This is a genomic window from Agrobacterium leguminum, assembly GCF_015704895.1.
Lineage (GTDB): Bacteria > Pseudomonadota > Alphaproteobacteria > Rhizobiales > Rhizobiaceae > Agrobacterium > Agrobacterium leguminum.
The window spans coordinates 150,417-167,519 of the sequence record NZ_JADQWB010000011.1 but is presented as its reverse complement, the minus strand read 5'-3'; the positions used below and the strand labels follow the sequence as shown (position 1 = coordinate 167,519).

15 protein-coding genes are annotated in these 17,103 nt (G+C 61.3%); 7 read left to right on the top strand and 8 right to left on the bottom strand.

Annotation, left to right across the window (positions count from 1 at the left end; translation table 11 throughout):
- Positions 1-236 precede the first annotated feature (236 nt).
- The 4 genes from I3J13_RS17155 to I3J13_RS17140 form a co-directional block, all read right to left on the bottom strand.
- Positions 237-3,704, bottom strand: coding sequence for a chromosome segregation SMC family protein (locus I3J13_RS17155; protein ID WP_196379543.1), 3,468 nt, complete (start codon positions 3,702-3,704; stop codon positions 237-239).
- A gap of 84 nt (positions 3,705-3,788) precedes the next feature.
- Positions 3,789-4,469: a DsbA family protein gene (locus I3J13_RS17150; protein WP_092769683.1), complete on the bottom strand. Its 681-nt coding sequence runs from the start codon at positions 4,467-4,469 to the stop codon at positions 3,789-3,791.
- A 129-nt stretch (positions 4,470-4,598) separates the two neighbouring features.
- A complete protein-coding gene (locus I3J13_RS17145; protein ID WP_080817472.1) occupies positions 4,599-5,120 on the bottom strand; it encodes a DUF721 domain-containing protein in 522 nt (173 codons plus the stop codon).
- Positions 5,121-5,147: 27 nt separating this feature from the next.
- Positions 5,148-5,612 (bottom strand): hypothetical protein, encoded by a 465-nt coding sequence (locus I3J13_RS17140; protein ID WP_196379542.1) that lies wholly within the window; start codon positions 5,610-5,612, stop codon positions 5,148-5,150.
- A 126-nt stretch (positions 5,613-5,738) separates the two neighbouring features.
- Between I3J13_RS17140 and mutY the strand changes: the two genes are divergently transcribed.
- The 3 genes from mutY to I3J13_RS17125 all read left to right on the top strand — a co-directional run bounded on the left by mutY (position 5,739) and on the right by I3J13_RS17125 (position 8,369).
- The gene (gene mutY, locus I3J13_RS17135) at positions 5,739-6,848 is read left to right on the top strand and encodes an A/G-specific adenine glycosylase (protein ID WP_196379541.1); all 1,110 of its coding nucleotides are present in this window, start codon (positions 5,739-5,741) and stop codon (positions 6,846-6,848) included.
- Positions 6,849-6,930: 82 nt separating this feature from the next.
- Positions 6,931-7,542 (top strand): HAD family hydrolase, encoded by a 612-nt coding sequence (locus tag I3J13_RS17130; protein ID WP_196379540.1) that lies wholly within the window; start codon positions 6,931-6,933, stop codon positions 7,540-7,542.
- Positions 7,543-7,613: 71 nt separating this feature from the next.
- Positions 7,614-8,369 carry an alpha/beta hydrolase family protein gene (locus I3J13_RS17125; protein ID WP_196379539.1) on the top strand — a complete coding sequence of 252 codons (756 nt, stop codon included), beginning with the start codon at positions 7,614-7,616 and terminating at the stop codon, positions 8,367-8,369.
- A gap of 432 nt (positions 8,370-8,801) precedes the next feature.
- Here the strand turns inward: I3J13_RS17125 and I3J13_RS17120 are convergent, their stop codons facing one another.
- Positions 8,802-9,947, bottom strand: a complete 1,146-nt coding sequence (locus I3J13_RS17120) for a site-specific DNA-methyltransferase (RefSeq protein ID WP_196379538.1) — start codon at positions 9,945-9,947, stop codon at positions 8,802-8,804.
- A gap of 237 nt (positions 9,948-10,184) precedes the next feature.
- Between I3J13_RS17120 and I3J13_RS17115 the strand changes: the two genes are divergently transcribed.
- A complete protein-coding gene (locus I3J13_RS17115) occupies positions 10,185-11,285 on the top strand; it encodes a hypothetical protein (RefSeq protein ID WP_196379537.1) in 1,101 nt (366 codons plus the stop codon).
- Here the strand turns inward: I3J13_RS17115 and I3J13_RS17110 are convergent.
- Both I3J13_RS17110 and I3J13_RS17105 read right to left on the bottom strand, forming a co-directional pair.
- Positions 11,245-11,706, bottom strand: coding sequence for a DUF1284 domain-containing protein (locus I3J13_RS17110; protein ID WP_196379554.1), 462 nt, complete (start codon positions 11,704-11,706; stop codon positions 11,245-11,247). The two genes, I3J13_RS17115 and I3J13_RS17110, sit on opposite strands and share 41 nt — an antisense overlap.
- Positions 11,707-11,751: 45 nt before the next feature.
- Entirely contained in the window at positions 11,752-12,432 is a 681-nt protein-coding gene (locus I3J13_RS17105; protein ID WP_059754101.1) for a GntR family transcriptional regulator, read from the bottom strand.
- A 222-nt stretch (positions 12,433-12,654) separates the two neighbouring features.
- Here I3J13_RS17105 and I3J13_RS17100 point away from each other — a divergent pair, with 222 nt between their 5' ends.
- Positions 12,655-13,344: an HAD family hydrolase gene (locus tag I3J13_RS17100; RefSeq protein ID WP_003520496.1), complete on the top strand. Its 690-nt coding sequence runs from the start codon at positions 12,655-12,657 to the stop codon at positions 13,342-13,344.
- Between the two features lie 197 nt (positions 13,345-13,541).
- On the opposite strand, the gene I3J13_RS17095 is transcribed toward I3J13_RS17100, so the two are convergent.
- On the bottom strand, positions 13,542-14,081 hold the full coding sequence (locus I3J13_RS17095; RefSeq protein WP_162936788.1) for a PilZ domain-containing protein: 540 nt from the start codon (positions 14,079-14,081) through the stop codon (positions 13,542-13,544).
- Between the two features lie 264 nt (positions 14,082-14,345).
- Between I3J13_RS17095 and thrC the strand changes: the two genes are divergently transcribed.
- The gene (gene thrC / locus I3J13_RS17090) at positions 14,346-15,743 is read left to right on the top strand and encodes a threonine synthase (protein ID WP_003520498.1); all 1,398 of its coding nucleotides are present in this window, start codon (positions 14,346-14,348) and stop codon (positions 15,741-15,743) included.
- Between the two features lie 21 nt (positions 15,744-15,764).
- Positions 15,765-17,063, top strand: coding sequence for a M16 family metallopeptidase (locus tag I3J13_RS17085; RefSeq protein ID WP_003520499.1), 1,299 nt, complete (start codon positions 15,765-15,767; stop codon positions 17,061-17,063).
- Positions 17,064-17,103 lie beyond the last annotated feature (40 nt).

The following is a 17,103-nucleotide window of genomic DNA, read 5'->3' as shown; positions in this document are numbered from 1 at the left end:
AAGCACAGGAATGAGGGAGCCCACCCGTATTCTTCAGCCGAAAAAGAAAGCCTTGCGAGGCCACGGCAGCGGCCTCGCAAGGCATTCCATCCGGTACAGGAAACCGGATGGTGGGGTCTGTGACGAGCCCTTTGGCCCTTGCGGAAAACATAGCAAAACACCGCGCGTTGTCGCTCACCCGAATGGGTGATACGGCCAGATAAATTCGCGATGGTGGGCGAAGGGGAAAAGAAGCCTCAGACGGCTTCGCGCAATTGCTCGGCGGTCTGCAAATCCACGGAGACGAGCTGCGACACGCCCTGTTCGGCCATGGTGACGCCGAAGAGGCGGTTCATGCGCGCCATGGTGATGGGATTGTGGGTGATGATGACGAAGCGGGTTTCGGTGGAGGCCACCATCTCGTCCATCAGGTTGCAGTAACGCTCGACATTGTGGTCGTCGAGCGGCGCGTCCACCTCGTCCAGCACGCAGATGGGCGCTGGATTGGTGAGGAAGACCGCGAAGATCAGCGCCATGGCCGTCAGCGCCTGTTCGCCGCCGGAAAGCAGCGTCATGGTCTGCGGTTTCTTGCCGGGCGGGCGGGCGAGGATTTCCAGGCCCGCTTCCAGCGGATCGTCGGATTCGATCAGCTGCAATTCCGCCGTGCCGCCGCCGAAGAGATGGGTGAACAGCCGCTGGAACTGCGAATTGACCACATCGAAAGCGGCGATCAGCCGCTCACGGCCCTCGCGGTTGAGGTTCTGGATGCCGGCACGCAGCTTGCGCACGGCGTCGATGATGTCGTCGCGTTCCTTGATCAGCGCTTCGAGCTTGGCGGAAAGCTCGGCCTGCTCTTCCTCGGCGCGCAGATTGACCGCGCCAAGCCGCTCGCGTTCGATCTTCAGCCGGTCGAGATCGCGCTCGACATCGCGAATGTCCGGCTTCGGCTGCTCCGGGCCAAGGCCGGTCAGGCGGAACGCCATATGCGGCTCGGTATTCAGCGTTTCGCGGATGCGGTGTTCGGTTTCCTGTCGTTTTTCGCGGGCGGAGACCAGCCGTTCTTCGGCACGGCCGCGCTTTTCGCGGGCTTCGGCCAGTTCGGAAAGCGCCGTTGCCGCCACACGGTCGGCGGCGCGCTGCAGGTTTTCCGCCTCGGCCAGCCGGTCGGCGGCCTCGCGGCGGGCGTCTTCGGTCTTCTGCAATTCGTTGAGGAGGCTGCGGCGTTTCTCGTCGAACTCCTCCGGCGCTATGTCCAGCTCGGCGATTTCCTCGCGCGCCTCTTCCTCGCGTTCGCGCAGCGTGGCGATGTGATCGGCCGCACTTGCCGCACGCGATTGCCAGGTGGAGCGCTCCTGCCCTATCGCCTGAATTCTGCGCTGGCGGCTTTCCGCCTCGCGGCTCACACCCTCATGGCGGGCGCGGGCCTCCGCCAGAAGGCCGCGGTCGGTCGCGACTTCAAGCTGGCTTTCGCGCAGCCGCAGATCCAGCACGGAAAGATCCGGCGCGTCTTCCATTTCGATGCGGGCGTTTTCTTCCTGAACGGCGATCTCGTCGATCTGCGCACCGATCTGGTTCAGTGCTTCGGACACGATATCGCGACGGCGCAGCAGATCGCCCGAGGCCCTTTCTGCGATGGTCAGCGCCTCGCGCGCCTCGGCAAGATGGCGGGTCGCAAGCCGGCTTCTGTCACGCACTTCCGAGAGCCGCAATTCGCTGCTGCGGATATCTTCGGTTTTCGCGGCAAGCTGGTCTTCGGCCTCGTCCAGAATGGAGCGGGCCTCATCCAGTTCTGTCTCGATTTCAGCGAGGCGGTTCTTCTGCGACAGGCGAAGCGCTGCGGCACCCGGCGCATCGGCGCTGGCGATGTGACCATCCCAGCGCAACAGCGCGCCTTCGCGCGTCACCAGCCGCTGGCCAGCCTTCAAATGCGGCAGCAGGCGCAGGGCTTCCGCAGTGTTTGCGACGACGCCGATCTGCGCCAAAGCGCGGCGCAGGGCTTCCGGCGCCTGCGCATAATCCAGAAGCGGTTTCGCGCCCTGAGGCAAGGCGGGATCATCAGCCCCGTCGCCATTTCCGGCCCAATAGGCGGGCGCGGCGGGATCGAGCGGGCTTTCGAGATCGTCGCCGAGGGCGGCACCCAATGCCGCCTCGAAACCGCGCTCCACGGTCATTTCTTCCGCCACCGGCGTAAAGCTGCCATTGGCGGCGGCGCTGGAGGCAAGGATTTTGGTGATGGTGCGTGCTTCCGTGTCCAGCGCGTTCAGCCGGTTCCGCGCCGTTTCCAGCGGCGCGCGCGCCAGCGCTTCGGCGGAACGAGCCTCAGCGACGGCGGCTTCGGCTTCCTCCACCACGATCAGGGCATCCTCGACCGCGATCTCCGCCGCCTCGACCGCTTCTCGCCGTTCGGAAGGATCGGGAAGGCCGGAGAGTTTTTCGTCGATGGCATCGATCTCGGCGGATGCCTCCTGCGACTGCCGCTCCAGCCTAAGCTTGCGATCGGAAAGATCGCGGATCGCCCGCTCCAATTGCTGGCGGGCGGCGGATGCCTCGGCCCGTTCGGCAGTAATCGCGGTGAAGATGGCTTCGCTTTCCGCCAGCTTGATAGCCGCAGCTTCGAAGGCTTCGCGCATCTCTTCCGCATGACGGCCGGAATCGGAGAGGATTTCGAGGAGTTCGGCCTCTTCCTCATCGAGCCGCGCGAGTATCTGGGCATTGTCGGAGACAAGCCGTTCCTCGCGGATAATATCCTCGCCGAGCTGCGACAGACGGCGCGCCAGCTCGTCGCGGCGGCGCAACAGGCGGTTGGCCTCGTCATCCAGCTGGGTGCGGGCGATTTGCAGGCGTTGCAGGGCAGCGGCGACTTTCGCCTCGTCCTCGCGCAGTTCCGGCAGTTTGAGGCTGGCGATGCCCTGCTGCTTGGCCGCCTCCATCTGCGCCTGCGCTTTTTCGGCGACGATGTTCGTGGCCTGATTGAGCGCGCTTTCCGCCTCGCCTTCGGCTTCCTTAGCCTCCACCCAGCGAATGTGCAACAGGGTCGCTTCGCGGGCGCGGATATCGGCCGAGAGCATCTTGAAACGGTTGGCCTGCCGCGCCTGGCGTTTCAGGCTTTCGATCTGGCTTTCCAGCTGGGCGGTGACGTCTTCCAGCCGCTCCAGATTGGTCTCGGCGGCGCGAAGGCGAAGCTCGGCTTCGTGGCGGCGGGAATGCAGGCCGGAAATGCCGGCCGCCTCTTCCAGCAACTGGCGGCGGGCCTGCGGCTTGGCATTGATGAGCTCGCCGATACGGCCCTGCCCCACCATGGAGGGCGAGCGGGCGCCGGTGGAGGCATCCGCGAAGAGAAGCTGCACATCCTTGGCGCGCGCCTCCTTGCCGTTGATGCGGTAGACGGAGCCGTTTTCGCGCTCGATGCGGCGTGTGACCTGAATTTCATCGGCATCGTTGAAGGCGGCGGGCGCGGTGCGGTCGGAATTGTCGAGATAAAGGCCGACTTCGGCGGTGTTGCGGGCCGGGCGATTGCCGGAACCGGAGAAGATGACGTCATCCATGCCGGAGGCGCGCATGTTCTTGTAGGAATTCTCGCCCATCACCCAGCGCAGCGCTTCGACCAGATTGGACTTGCCGCAGCCATTCGGTCCGACGACACCGGTAAGCCCCGGCTCGATGATGAATTCGGAAGGTTCGACGAAAGACTTGAAACCGACGAGGCGGAGCTTGTTGAACTTCATGCCGTCACGCCCCGGCAAGAAGACGGGCAATAAAAAACGGGCGTGCGGAAATATCCGCCGCCCGTTTCTTTCAGGGTCCGGCGATCAGAGCAGCTTGTCGATGACAGCCGACATGGTTTCAACCGACATGTCTCCTGCGTATTTCTTGCCGTTGATGATGAAAGTCGGCGTGGAGTTGACGCCGAATTCCGTCGCACCGCGTTGCATCGTTGCGTTCACATCATCCAGAAGTTTCTGGTTCGTCAAGCAGGCCTCGAAAGACTCCTGTGAGAAACCGGCCATTTTCGACATTTGCAGCAGGGCGGCGCGCGCATCCTGTGCAACGGCCCAGCTCTGCTGCTGCTTGAACAGCATGGAAACGAAGGGGAAATACTGACCTTCCGGTGCGCAGCGCGCCAGCATGAAGGCGGCAGCGGCGCGCGGATCGAACGGGAATTCGCGCAGCACGAAATAGACCTTGCCGGTATCGATGTATTTCTTCTTGATCTCTTCGAAGGTCTTGTTGTGGAAGTTGGCGCAGTGCGGGCAGGTCATCGACATGTATTCGACGATCTTGACGGGTGCGTTGGCATCGCCGAGCGCGGCTTCCGGCAGCGGGCCGGGCTTCATCACCGCAGCCATATCCACATCGCCGGTGGATTCAGGCAATTCCTGCGCCTCGGCGATACCGGGCGTGAAGGCAAACGGCAGGGCCGTGGCAAGGGCGGCAAGAGCAACGCCGCCGAGGAGGCTGCGACGGGAAATGGTCAGTTCGGGAAAATGCATGAAAGCACCTGTTGGTAATAGACTCTATTGTCCGTTGATTCCGATATAGCGACGGCCTGTTCATCACAAGCGGGGTTTTGAACTCTTCTTGTCAAAGAATTGTGACCAGTCAAGGACAGCCCGTGCACATCAAATCGTCCTGCCGCGCGGCTTTTTCTGCAATACCGCCGTGCCCAGCCTCTCCACCGCCTTGCGCAGCGCCTCGCTCTCGATGCCGTCCATCATGTCATCGAGACGTTTTGCCGCATCGCCGCGCAGGGGCTGCGGTTTGCGCCGGCGGTTAACGGTTTGCGACACCGGTTTCTGCACGATCCTGATCTGGCGCACCGCCGGAAAGCCGAAAAAGCCGTTGATGCGGGCAATCAGTTCGCCCTGCGCATGGGTGAGAAACAGGGCGCGCGCGCCTTCGCAGGCAATCGTCAGCACGCCCGGCTGATAACCGCCGCGATCCGGCCCCTCGTCGCGGCGCGGCCAGGTGATCTTTTCCGGCCGGGTGCAATCGGCGAAATCCTCGCCGGCGATCTCGTCCCAGGAGCCGAGCAGCGCCGTGTTGATGCCCGCCCGTTTGGACAGCACGGGGTCCATGATGCCATTGGCGACTTCGGCGATCTGCACGACGCCTTTGCGGAATGAATCTGCGGGTTTCTTCATGCTCTCCTCGACAAAGGCCAAGCGGCCTCAAGCGGTCGCGCCATCGTCATCTTCTTCTCCGCGCAACAATGCGCGGAATCGTCGCCAGTCCCGGCAGGCGCCCAAGCGTATCATTCCCGCCACCAAACATCCAAAGAGGAAATAGGCCCCAGCCAAAAACTTCAGATGCGATATTCCCGGCTTATCCGACATAACGGCAATCACCAACATGCAGGTGAGCACGATGGAGAGGTATATCCACAGGCCATGGCAGAAAATCGCCCAGAAACCGGATTCGATAATTCGAAAGCGGCGCGAGGGCTTGCCTCTCATCTTCTCCAGTTCACGGACTTCGCCGATCAGGCGGGAAACCACAAAGGCCACGCTGTTCTGACGCCCGAAACACAGACGGCCAATATGGTTCAACAGGCTTCCAATCAGGCACAGGGCCAACAAAACCCCGATAACATAAAGCAGCGGTTGGGGTATATTATCCAGCAGCGGATTCAGCATGGGGCTCTTCCTCCAAAATCGGATCATGGGTTTCGATGTCGGGCGTTCGTCACCGGATGCGGTTTTCCACGCCGCCGCCGCAGGCTGCTGTTGCAGATTGCCGTGCCGTGTCTATGTTCAGCGGCGATGAACACACATACGCGGCAACACATATCACATCCGACTGCGGAACAACTTCTCGCATGGTATGACCGGCACCATCGCGAACTGCCATGGCGCACGTCCCCCGCCATGGCGGCACGGGGAAAACGCGCCGATCCCTATCACGTCTGGCTGTCGGAGGTCATGTTGCAGCAGACGACGGTGCAGGCGGTTAAACCCTATTTCCTGAAGTTTCTCGCCGCCTGGCCAAGCGTCAGCGATCTGGCCGCGGCTCCGGTCGAGGATGTCATGGCGGCCTGGGCGGGGCTCGGTTATTATGCCCGCGCCCGCAACCTTAAAAAATGCGCTGAAGCCGTGGCGCGCGACCATGGCGGCACCTTTCCGGACAGCGAAGAGGGCCTGAAGCAACTGCCCGGCATCGGCGATTATACCGCCGCCGCCGTGGCGGCCATCGCGTTCAACCGGCAGGCGGCGGTGATGGACGGCAATGTGGAGCGCGTCATCTCCCGCCTCTTTTCCATAGACGCCCCCCTGCCCGGCTCAAAGCCCGCCATGAAAGCGAAGGTGGCCGCGCTTACCCCTTCTGACCGGCCCGGCGATTTTGCCCAGGCGATGATGGATCTCGGCGCAACGATCTGCACGCCGAAACGACCGGCCTGCGCGCTCTGTCCATTCAACGGCCACTGTCTTGCGCTTGCCCATGACGAGCCGGAGCGTTTTCCGGTCAAGGCGGCGAAGAAGGCCAAGCCCGTGCGGCTCGGGGCTGCCTTCGTGGCGGTGAATGCGAGCGGCGAAATCCTGCTCCGTCGGCGCATCGAAAGCGGGCTTCTCGGCGGCATGACCGAGGTGCCGACAACGGCATGGACCGCCCGCATGGACGGCGGCACGGAGGCGAGCCATGCGCCCTTTGCCGCCGGCTGGCAGGCGGCGGGCGTCATCGTGCATGTCTTCACCCATTTCGAACTGCGGCTCACCGTCTACCGCGCGCAGGTGCCGGACGGTCTTAAAACCGGCCCGGATGACGGATGGTGGGAGCCGGTTACAAATCTTGACGCGCAGGCGCTGCCAACGGTGATGAAAAAAGTCATCGCCCAAGCTATTCCATCCGCGTATCGGCCCGAAAATCGAAATTGATTTTCGATAGGAACGATACGCAACTCAAAGATTTAGAGCGTCTGAAAGACGCGCTAATGTTCGATGAAAGCAGGAAATTTCGATGACCAAGATTGAGCATATCGTATTCGACATCGGCAAGGTGCTGATCCATTACGATCCGCATATTCCCTATAGCCGCCTCATTCCCGATGCCGACGAGCGCAAATGGTTCTTCGAAAACGTCTGCACCCATGACTGGAACCTCGAACAGGATCGCGGACGCCGCTGGGAAGATGCCGAAGCGCTGCTGGTGGAGCAGTTTCCGGAGCGGGAAGAGCACATCCGTTCCTTCCGCAAGTTCTGGCACGAGATGGTCTCGCATTCCTATGATGACAGCGTCGCGATCATGGTTGCCCTGATCGACAGCGGCTACGACGTGACGATGCTGACCAACTTCGCCTCCGACACGTTTCGCGAGGCGCAGAAGATGTTCCCCTTCCTCACTTTGCCGCGCGGCGTCACCGTTTCCGGCGATGTGAAGCTGTTGAAGCCCGATGTGGCGATCTACGATCTGCATACCAGGGAATTCGGCCTCAATCCGGCCGCCAGCCTCTTCATCGACGATACGCTTGTGAATGTCGAAGGCGCGAAGAAAGCAGGCTGGCAGGCCGTGCACTTCACCGACGCGGAAAAGCTGCGGCAGGATTTGCTGGCTTATGGGGTGGAGGTATAGAAGACGAAGGGGGCTGCGGATATCATCTCTTCGTAGGCCCCTCACCCACCGGTTTCAACTTGGGAATGGCGATGTCGGCATTAACGCGGCACATCATTGATCGAGGCGATGGCGCAGCCGTTGAACTTTTCCAAGTTCAAACCACAGGCGCACCAAGGGGAGCGATACTGTTTGTGCATGGCAATCAGGGCGGACTTCTTCTGGGTGCGAAGGAGGCGGTCGACAACGGCACGCTACTCCGATTCTCCTCTCGCCTGAACGTGACGGCGGCGGCGGTTTCGCAGCCCGGATTCGGCGCATCCGAAGGCCCCACGGATTTCTGTGGTCCGCAGACACAGCAAGCGATTATGGCCGCTCTGGGTTTTCTCAAGGAACAGTCTTTAATCGATCCTGAACGCATCATTCTTTACGGCAACAGTCGCGGGGCAGTTGCTTCGGCAATGGTTGCTGCCCGGATGCCAAGTCTGCGCGCCATTATTCTATCGGCTGGCGTCTACGATCTCAAAGGAGCCTACCAAAGCAGCTCACGCGGGCTACAATTGACCATCGAGAAAGAGGCGGGCGTTTCAAATGCAGCTTTCCTGGATCGCTCCGCCCTGTTTCATGTACACAAAATCCGTGCGGAAACATTGCTTTTGCACGGCAAATACGATGACCGCGCACCGGTGGATCAAGCAGAGAGATTTGCAGATGCACTTTCGGAGGCCGAACGATCTGTTGCCCTTCACACTTTTGAATGTGGGCATCGCATTCCAAGCGAACAGACTGCCCCGGTCCTTCGAAGTTTTCTGACGAGAATACTTGCCCCTACCGCCACGTTTCACTGATGCCATGGCCGGACTGAGCCTGCGACCGCGATGCCTGCGGATGATACCAGTAGGATCGGCGGAAGGCCGCTGAATACGGGTGCAGAATTTGGCAAAGTTTGTCAAAACAGATCGGGAAAAGAAATTGGCGCAGGCGGAAATGGCGGTCTCCGGCCTGCGCCAGTCCTGCCGCAAGCGGCATCGGACGCAATGTTTTTGTGATTTTTCCGAACCGGATTTTCACAACCACTGCTCTGATTTGAGACAGTATTGCCGATCTCTTGCGCGAAACTTGTCTTGCTAAAATAGGATACTCGAAAATACCAACGCCCGACACAGAGGTGCCGGGCGTTGGTCGTTCTCCATCCGGGACTGAAGGTACTAAACCGGACGGAGACATAGGCTGACAAGGGCGGGCGGTGGATCGTTGCATCTAAGCCTTTTGGGCTTTGACTATTCGGCCTTTGCCAGTTCACTGCGGATGATCGCTCTCAGATCGTCGATCGGCTTCAGCGCGTCGCCGTCTTCGAAATGCCAGAAGGTCCATCCGTTGCATGCGTCGAGACCCTGCACCTTCGCGCCGAGGCGGTGAATGGAGCCGGCGGTCCCGCCGGATGCAATCGTACCATCGGCACGAATAATGGCGCTATAACGGCGTCGTGCATCCGTCAGCACCTGGCCCGGGCGGACGAGGCCGCTTTCCACCAATGTGTTGAAGGCAACGCGCGGTTCGGCCTTCTTGCCGGTCATCACGGTCAGTTCCGCCTTGCCGAGCGGCTCGACGGCGGCGATGCGGGCCGACGCCGCGTCGATATAATCCTGTTCGCGCTCGATGCCGACGAAGTGACGGCCGAGACGTTTTGCAACGGCGCCCGTGGTGCCGGAGCCGAAGAACGGGTCGAGCACGATATCGCCCGGCTTGGTGGAGGCCATGATGATGCGCGCCAGCAGCGCTTCCGGCTTCTGGGTCGGATGCACCTTCTTGCCGTCGTCGCCCTTCAGTCGCTCGTTGCCGCTGCAGATCGGGAACAGCCAGTCGGAGCGCATCTGCACATCGTCGTTGGAGGCCTTCAGCGCATCGTAGTTGAAGGTGTAGTTCTTGGCTTTCGGATCGCGGCTGGCCCAGATCATCGTCTCATGGGCGTTCTGGAACCGGCGGCCCTTGAAGTTCGGCATGGGGTTGGTCTTGCGCCAGACGATGTCGTTCAGGATCCAGAAATCGAGGTTCTGGAGCATGGAGCCGACGCGGAAGATATTGTGGTAGGAGCCGATGACCCAGATGGTGCCGTTCGGCTTCAGGACGCGGCGGCAGGCGAGCAGCCAGGCGCGGGTGAAGGCGTCATAGGCCTCGAAGGAGGCGAACTGGTCCCATTCGTCATCGACGGCATCGACCAGCGACTGATCGGGACGGTGCAGGGTTCCGCCAAGCTGAAGGTTATAGGGTGGATCGGCGAAAATCGCATCGACCGACTGGCTCGGGAGGGCATCCAAGGCAGCGACACAATCACCTTTGATGATGCTGTCTTTCCAGGCGTCGCTCTCGCCCGCACGATCAAAACCGGCACGCCGAAAATCGGCCAGCGGAAAAACTGCTGCCATTGGTACTCGCTCCATACGCTTACTCTCTACTGATGCTTATGGTTACCGAAGATGGTTATCAAAGCCTGAACAAGTCACGGAAAATGCGAAATAAATGGCTGTCGCGGCCCGCAGGCGCGATTTGCGGCGGCCGGCGGGGGAACCCGAAGTCGGGCAAAAACGTTGTGCACAACGGGTTCTCCTGTCCCCGCATATCGGCGCGGCGGGAAGAGCCATGATGGCAGGGGGTAATCCGCAATGGGGTCCGTGATGAAAATGGCTTCTTTTTCCATGAATGTCGTCTGCGCCGCACTTTTCGCAACGGCGCTGCCGGCGCCGTCGCAGGCGCAGCAACCGGCCCCGCAATATAACGTCGTCACCGATGCGGTCCTGTTCGATGGCGGCCCGTCGCTCGGCAACAGCGACAGGGTGCGGTGGGATTTCTACAAGGCAGACCGCTCCGGCGGGCGTACCGACGACAATGCCGGCGGCTCCTATGACGCCACCTTCGAGGCGAAACTGCCGGCGGGCAAATATGTCGGGGTGGCGGCGCTGGGCAATGTGACCCGCGACGTGTCGTTCGAGGTGAAGGACGGAAGCGTCGCGAGGCCGAAGGTGAATTTTGATGCTGCGGAATTGACCGTCGTGCCGAAACGCAGCGCCGGCGGCGATGTGGAAACGCAGGCGAAGACGGAAATCACCAAGGGCGACTTCAAGGACAGCGTCTATGGCCAGAATACCGTCTTCGTGCCGGCGGGAGACGTCGTCCTCACCGGCAGCATCGGCCCGGCGCGGGCCGAGGAGACGCTTGCCATCAAGGCGGGCGAGAAGATCAGCCACGAGCTGGTCATTCCAAGCGGCGTGGTGATCGCCAAGGCCGTTTATGCGGAAGGCGGTAGGGCGGTGGAAACGGACGATATCCGCTTCGAAGCGATGTCGGCCAAGGAAACGCTGGATGGCACGCGTGAGACCATCAACGGCATTTACGGCACCGGCAAGATCATGGAAATGCCCGCCGGCGACTTCGTCATGCGCGCGCGTCTGGGCAAGGTGACGGTGGAACAACCATTCACCGTGACTGCCGGAAAACGAACCGAAATCACCCTCGATCTCGATGCGGGCGTTCTCGCCATCAAGGCGCCCGGTGCGGAACGGATCGATATCGTTGAAACCACCAAGGATCTTCAGGGCACGCAGAAAGAGATTTCCGGCCGTTACGGCACGCAGCATCAGGAAACCCTGCATCCCGGCGAATATTCGGTGAAGGTGAGCTACGACAAGAAATCCGGCCGCGAGCCGAAGGAGATCAAGGCGACGGTCAAGGCCGCCGAGAGAACCGAGACGGATGTGCCGGAGTAGGCTTCGGCCGCCGCCCGGCCGGAGGCTCCGGACGTTCGCCGATTTTCACACCTGCGAAGCCTGACGCCGCGATACGGTCGCACAGTCTTATCCACTGACAGCCTCGACAGGCCGGCCTGATCTCGCCTGCGGCGAAAGCCAGACGCATCTTCGCAAGAAAGTCGGGCGTCGCCTGCAGCCTCTTGCCGGCGATCAGTGTCTCGCCCAAAAGCGCTGACACCGAAAGGCGGGCCGTCTCATCTCGCTGCACCACGCCTTCGTTGAAACAGTGGGCATGGCTTTCACACAACAGGCCCTCGCAAATATCGTCCGGACCATCCACCAGCTCGATATCTTCCTCGCCGGCATTCAGGCGGGCGGCGACGCGGTCGTAATTCTCGACGAAACCGGACGTATATCCCTTGCCCACATAGGTGAGCATACAGAGAAGATGGTGGGGCCGGAGGCGGACGGTCACGGGCCCGCCCTATCCAACGATGGCGAAGGCGTCGCGCACCGAGCCGGACGAGGTGCGGATCGCCTTGCGGCCGATCCATTGCACATGCCCGTCGAGGATACGCACCGCCTCTTCGGCGCGGCCGCCGCGCAGCGCATCGATGATCGCGCGGTGATCGGTATCGGTGCGGCGCTCCCACCCGGCGCGCCAGGCGGAAAACAGGAAGCGGGCGCTCGCCGCATGCAACCCGTCGATCGCCTCCATCAAGCGCGGCATGTTGCAGGGCGCGGTGATGAGGCGGTGGAAGCGGCGGTTGGCCTCCTCCCAATGCTGCACATCGACGGCGCTGTCGCCTTCGAGCGTCGCCGCCTCCGCCTGGTCGAGAATGGCGGGCGTCATGTTGGGAATGGCGTGGCGGAGCGCCAGAACCTCAAGGGCGGCGCGCATTTCCGCCACCTCGCGCACATCGTCAAGGCCGAAATCCGCCACCCGGACACCCCGACGCGGAATGCTGGCGGCAAGCCCCTGCGCTTCCAGCCGGCGGAATGCCTCGCGCACCGGCACATGCGACGCGCCGAATTCGGCGGCGATGTGATCCTGCCGCAACCTTTCGCCCGGCGACAGCTCGCCGCGAACGATGCGGTCGGCAAGCGTGCGGCTGATGCGCGCGGCAATGGTGTCTTCGGGCGTGTTCTTCACTGGCTTGGGCATAACATCCCATAACGCATATGGCGCGGCCGTGTGTAGCTGTTTTTGCGCGAAAGAGTAACGCCAAACCAAATATTCGAGGCGGCACAGTCGCTTACACGGGCCGACCGAGCTATGAGCCTGATGGGACCGACCTTTGCGGGTGAGCCGGTTGAGCTTGGCGCGGACATGGTCTAAAAGCCCGGCATCATTTTCTTCCAGCCAAATCCGATACAGGGAGCGCCCATGAGCGGCTTCGACCTCATTATTTTCGACTGTGACGGCGTTCTGGTCGATTCCGAAATCATCGCGGCGCAGGTGGAATCCCGCCTCTTGACCGAAGCCGGATATCCGATCTCCGTAGAGGAAATGGGCGAACGTTTCGCCGGTATGACCTGGAAGAACATTCTTCTGCAGGTGGAAAGCGAAGCCAGCATTCCGCTCTCCGCCTCGCTGCTCGACAAATCGGAAAAGCTGCTCGACATGCGGCTGGAACGCGACGTGAAGATCATCGAGGGCGTCAAATTCGCTCTGTCGCGCCTGACCACGCCGCGTTGCATCTGCTCGAATTCCTCGAGCCACCGGCTCGACATGATGCTGACGAAGGTGGGCCTGAAGCCCTATTTCGCGCCGCATATCTATTCCGCCAAGGACCTTGGAGCCGACCGCGTGAAGCCGAAGCCCGACATCTTCCTGCACGGCGCGGCACAGTTCGGCGTTTCCCCCGACCGCGTGGTCGTGGTCGAGGATTCCGTGCACGGCATCCATGGCGCAAGAGCCGCCGGCATGCGCGTCATCGGCTTCACCGGCGCATCCCACACCTATCCGAGCCATGCCGACCGGCTGACGGATGCGGGCGCCGAAACGGTGATCTCGCGCATGCAGGATTTGCCGGCCGTGATTGCGGCGATGGCGGAGTGGGAAGGCGCTTTTTAATCTGTGGCTTTGTCACAAACGCCACTTCGTCATGCTCGGGCCTGTCCCGAGCATCTGCAACGGTTTGATTTTACGATACGTGTTTGGATCCTCGGGACAAGCCCGAGGATGACGTCGCGCGTGAGGAATTGTTTGTCCGCGACCTGACCGGAGCCCGCAAAAGCAGCCTCCGGTTTTTTGACATCTAGCCCGTCAAATCACCGGCGCTTGGTCTTGGCCTTTGCGCCCTGCTCCGCGAAGCCGATGAAGACGCTGACAGACTTCGGTGCGCCGCCCGGTCCGTTGGGGATGGCGACGTGGTCGTTGTTGAAGATGAACTGCGTGCCGGCCCCGCCTGCCGGAACATCGATGGCGAAGGCGGTGGTTTCGCCGTAGATCTCGCCGTCGCCGTCCTTCACCGTCACGCGGATCGGCACGGTCACGCGGCCGGGCTTGGCCATCGGGCCGGGAACGAGGCGGCCCTGGGCCAGCACGTTTACGGTAAGCGTCGATTCATTGGCGGTGCACGAACGCGTCGTATCGGACAGCGAGACCTGATAGGCGAGTTTCTGCGGATCGTCCTTGGCGCCGCCGGCATAGACGCGATGAACGGCGTTGGCATCGAGAACCGTCACGGCCGGGCAATTGGCCTGAACCACGGCAGCCGTCGGTGCGGCCTGCGCCGCCGGCGGGTTGACGGCAAGCGAGTCCGACGGGTTGGAGGAATTGCATCCTGCAACAACGACGAGAAGCGACATCGCGGCGGACAAACGCAAGAAATTCCCTGACACTCTTCTAAATCCTCTCCCTTGTCCCGGAACAGAACCGGAGACGCTGTTTATTGACCTTTCACCCAGGTTGGCGATGGTCTATAGCAGCGACGCCGGAAAAAATCGATTGGCATGTTCGGTTTTGCTTGAATTTTCAGAAAAGCCCTTCATTAGCTCGCCAATCGCCTCATTCCGGTGAGACGCTGCGGACAAAGACGCCGATCGCATCGGTAACGGATAAGGGACTATCTCGTGGAATATGTATCGACCAGGGGTGCGGCCCCTTCGCTTGGTTTTTGCGACGCGCTTCTGGCGGGCCTTGGCCGTGACGGCGGGCTTTACGTTCCGCGCAAATGGCCTTCCATGTCGAAGAAGGAAATCCGCAACCTGCGCGGCAAGTCCTATCAGGACGTCGCCTTCGAGGTTCTCTACCGTTTCACCGGCGGCGAGATTCCGGCAGACAAGTTCAAGGCGATGATCGACGACGCCTATGCGACCTTCCGGCATCCTGCCGTCGTGCCGCTGACGCAGACCGGCCCGAACACCTTCGTTCTCGAGCTTTTCCACGGCACCACGCTCGCCTTCAAGGACGTGGCGATGCAGCTTCTCGCCCGGCTGATGGACTATACGCTTTCCGAACGCGGCGAGCGCGCCACCATCGTCGGCGCCACCTCGGGCGATACCGGCGGCGCGGCCATCGACGCCTTTGCCGGGCGCGAACGCACCGACATCTTCATCCTCTTCCCGAACGGCAAGGTCTCTCCGGTGCAGCAGCGCCAGATGACGACCTCGACCGCTTCCAATGTGCATGCGCTGGCGATCAACGGTAATTTCGACGATTGCCAGACGCTGGTGAAGGAGATGTTCAACGACGTGAAGTTCCGCGACGGCGTGAAGCTTTCCGGCGTCAACTCCATCAACTGGGCGCGCATCATGGCGCAGGTGGTCTATTATTTCACCGCGTCGCTTTCGCTCGGCGGTCCCGACCGGAAGATTTCCTTCACCGTTCCGACCGGCAATTTCGGCGATATCTTCGCCGGTTACGTCGCCAAGAAGATGGGCCTGCCGATCGACAAGCTCGTCATCGCCACCAATGACAACGACATTCTGGCGCGCACGCTGAAAACCGGCCGCTACGAGATGCGCGGCGTCAAGCCCACCACCTCGCCCTCCATGGACATCCAGATCTCGTCCAACTTCGAGCGCCTGTTGTTCGAAGCCTATGGCCGTGATTCCGCTGCGGTAAAGGCATCGATGGACGGCCTCAAGCAATCCGGATCCTTTGAAATTCCGCCGCATGCGCTGAAATTCATCAAGAAGGATTTCCGCGCCGGCCGCGCCACCGAAAAGCAGGTGGCGGCAACGATCCGCGACACGCTTGAGAAAACCGGCTACCTGATCGACCCGCATACGGCGACCGGCGTTTTCGTGGCGGAAAAGCACGAAAAGGCGTCAAGCCCGATGGTCGTTCTGTCGACCGCTCACCCGGCTAAATTCCCGGCCGCTGTAAAATCCGCTTGCGCAATCGAGCCTGCGCTTCCAGTATGGTTAGCTGACATTATGAACCGGGAGGAGCGTTTCGACATTCTGGATGCGGAGCTCAAAGCCGTGGAAACCTTCATCGGCAAACACGCACGCGCCGGCAAATAGAGACGCGGAAAGACGTTGAGTATGAGAGTAAATGTGACCCGGCTTTCGTCCGGGTTGACCGTTGTGACGGAAAAAATGCCGCATCTCGAAAGCGTCGCTCTTGGGGTGTGGATCAAATCCGGTTCCCGCAACGAGACGACTGCCGAACACGGCATCGCCCATCTTCTCGAACATATGGCTTTCAAGGGCACGGCGCGCCGCACCGCCCGGCAGATCGCCGAAGAAATCGAAAATGTCGGCGGCGAAGTCAACGCCGCGACATCGACGGAAACGACCTCCTACTACGCCCGCGTCCTGAAAGACCACGTCCCCCTCGCCGTCGATATCCTCGCCGACATCCTGACGGAATCGCTGTTCGACGAAGATGAGCTGGAGCGGGAGAAAAACGTCATCCTGCAGGAAATCGGCGCGGCGACCGATACGCCCGACGACGTGATCTTCGACAATTTCTCCGGTGTCGCCTATCGCGACCAGACTATCGGCCGCCCGATCCTCGGCACGCCGGACACCGTTCAATCCTTCACCACCGGCCAGATCAGGCATTATCTCGCCCGCAACTACACGACGGACCGCATCTTCGTCGTGGCGGCAGGCGCTGTCGATCACGAGAGCTTCGTGAAGCAGGTGGAAGAACGTTTCGCCTCGCTGCCGCAATTGCCCATCGCCACGCCGGTTCTCGAAAAGGCTATCTATACCGGTGGGGAAATCCGCGAGACCCGCGACCTGATGGATGCGCAGGTGCTCCTTGGCTTCGAGGGCAAGGCCTATCACGCCCGCGATTTCTATTGTTCGCAAATTCTCGCCAATATACTGGGCGGCGGCATGTCCTCCCGCCTGTTCCAGGAGGTGCGCGAATATCGCGGCCTCTGCTATTCCGTCTATGCGTTCCACTGGGGTTTTTCCGATACAGGCATCTTCGGTGTGCATGCGGCCACCGGCGGCAACGACCTGCCGGAACTGGTGCCCGTCATTCTGGAGGAACTTCGCAAGTCCTCGCAGACCATCCATCAGGAAGAAATCGACCGCGCCCGGGCGCAAATCCGCGCGCAATTGCTGATGGGCCAGGAAAGCCCGGCCGCCCGCGCCGGCCAGATGGCCCGGCAGATGATGCTTTACGGCCGGCCCATCCCCAATGAGGAGATGATGGAGCGGCTTGGCGACATCACCCGCGCGCGCCTGACCGATCTTGCGGGACGACTGTTTTTCGATACAGTTCCGACATTGTCCGCAATTGGCCCGCTCGAACATCTGCCGCCTCTTTCCGACATCACTGCCGCGCTTTCCGCGCAGCAGCCCGCAAGGATAAAGGCGAACGGATAAACCGATATGAGAGCGGGATTTAAAGGCAAAGACCGCTCAT

Bases quoted from the DNA above. Each gene is read 5' to 3' on its own strand.
- I3J13_RS17155 (WP_196379543.1), bottom strand. From the start codon at position 3,704: ATGAAGTTCAACAAGCTCCGCCTCGTCGGTTTCAAGTCTTTCGTCGAA.
- I3J13_RS17150 (WP_092769683.1), bottom strand. From the start codon at position 4,469: ATGCATTTTCCCGAACTGACCATTTCCCGTCGCAGCCTCCTCGGCGGC.
- I3J13_RS17145 (WP_080817472.1), bottom strand. From the start codon at position 5,120: ATGAAGAAACCCGCAGATTCATTCCGCAAAGGCGTCGTGCAGATCGCC.
- I3J13_RS17140 (WP_196379542.1), bottom strand. From the start codon at position 5,612: ATGCTGAATCCGCTGCTGGATAATATACCCCAACCGCTGCTTTATGTT.
- mutY (WP_196379541.1), top strand. From the start codon at position 5,739: ATGAACACACATACGCGGCAACACATATCACATCCGACTGCGGAACAA.
- I3J13_RS17130 (WP_196379540.1), top strand. From the start codon at position 6,931: ATGACCAAGATTGAGCATATCGTATTCGACATCGGCAAGGTGCTGATC.
- I3J13_RS17125 (WP_196379539.1), top strand. From the start codon at position 7,614: ATGTCGGCATTAACGCGGCACATCATTGATCGAGGCGATGGCGCAGCC.
- I3J13_RS17120 (WP_196379538.1), bottom strand. From the start codon at position 9,947: ATGGCAGCAGTTTTTCCGCTGGCCGATTTTCGGCGTGCCGGTTTTGAT.
- I3J13_RS17115 (WP_196379537.1), top strand. From the start codon at position 10,185: ATGGGGTCCGTGATGAAAATGGCTTCTTTTTCCATGAATGTCGTCTGC.
- I3J13_RS17110 (WP_196379554.1), bottom strand. From the start codon at position 11,706: ATGCTCACCTATGTGGGCAAGGGATATACGTCCGGTTTCGTCGAGAAT.
- I3J13_RS17105 (WP_059754101.1), bottom strand. From the start codon at position 12,432: ATGCCCAAGCCAGTGAAGAACACGCCCGAAGACACCATTGCCGCGCGC.
- I3J13_RS17100 (WP_003520496.1), top strand. From the start codon at position 12,655: ATGAGCGGCTTCGACCTCATTATTTTCGACTGTGACGGCGTTCTGGTC.
- I3J13_RS17095 (WP_162936788.1), bottom strand. From the start codon at position 14,081: ATGTCGCTTCTCGTCGTTGTTGCAGGATGCAATTCCTCCAACCCGTCG.
- I3J13_RS17085 (WP_003520499.1), top strand. From the start codon at position 15,765: ATGAGAGTAAATGTGACCCGGCTTTCGTCCGGGTTGACCGTTGTGACG.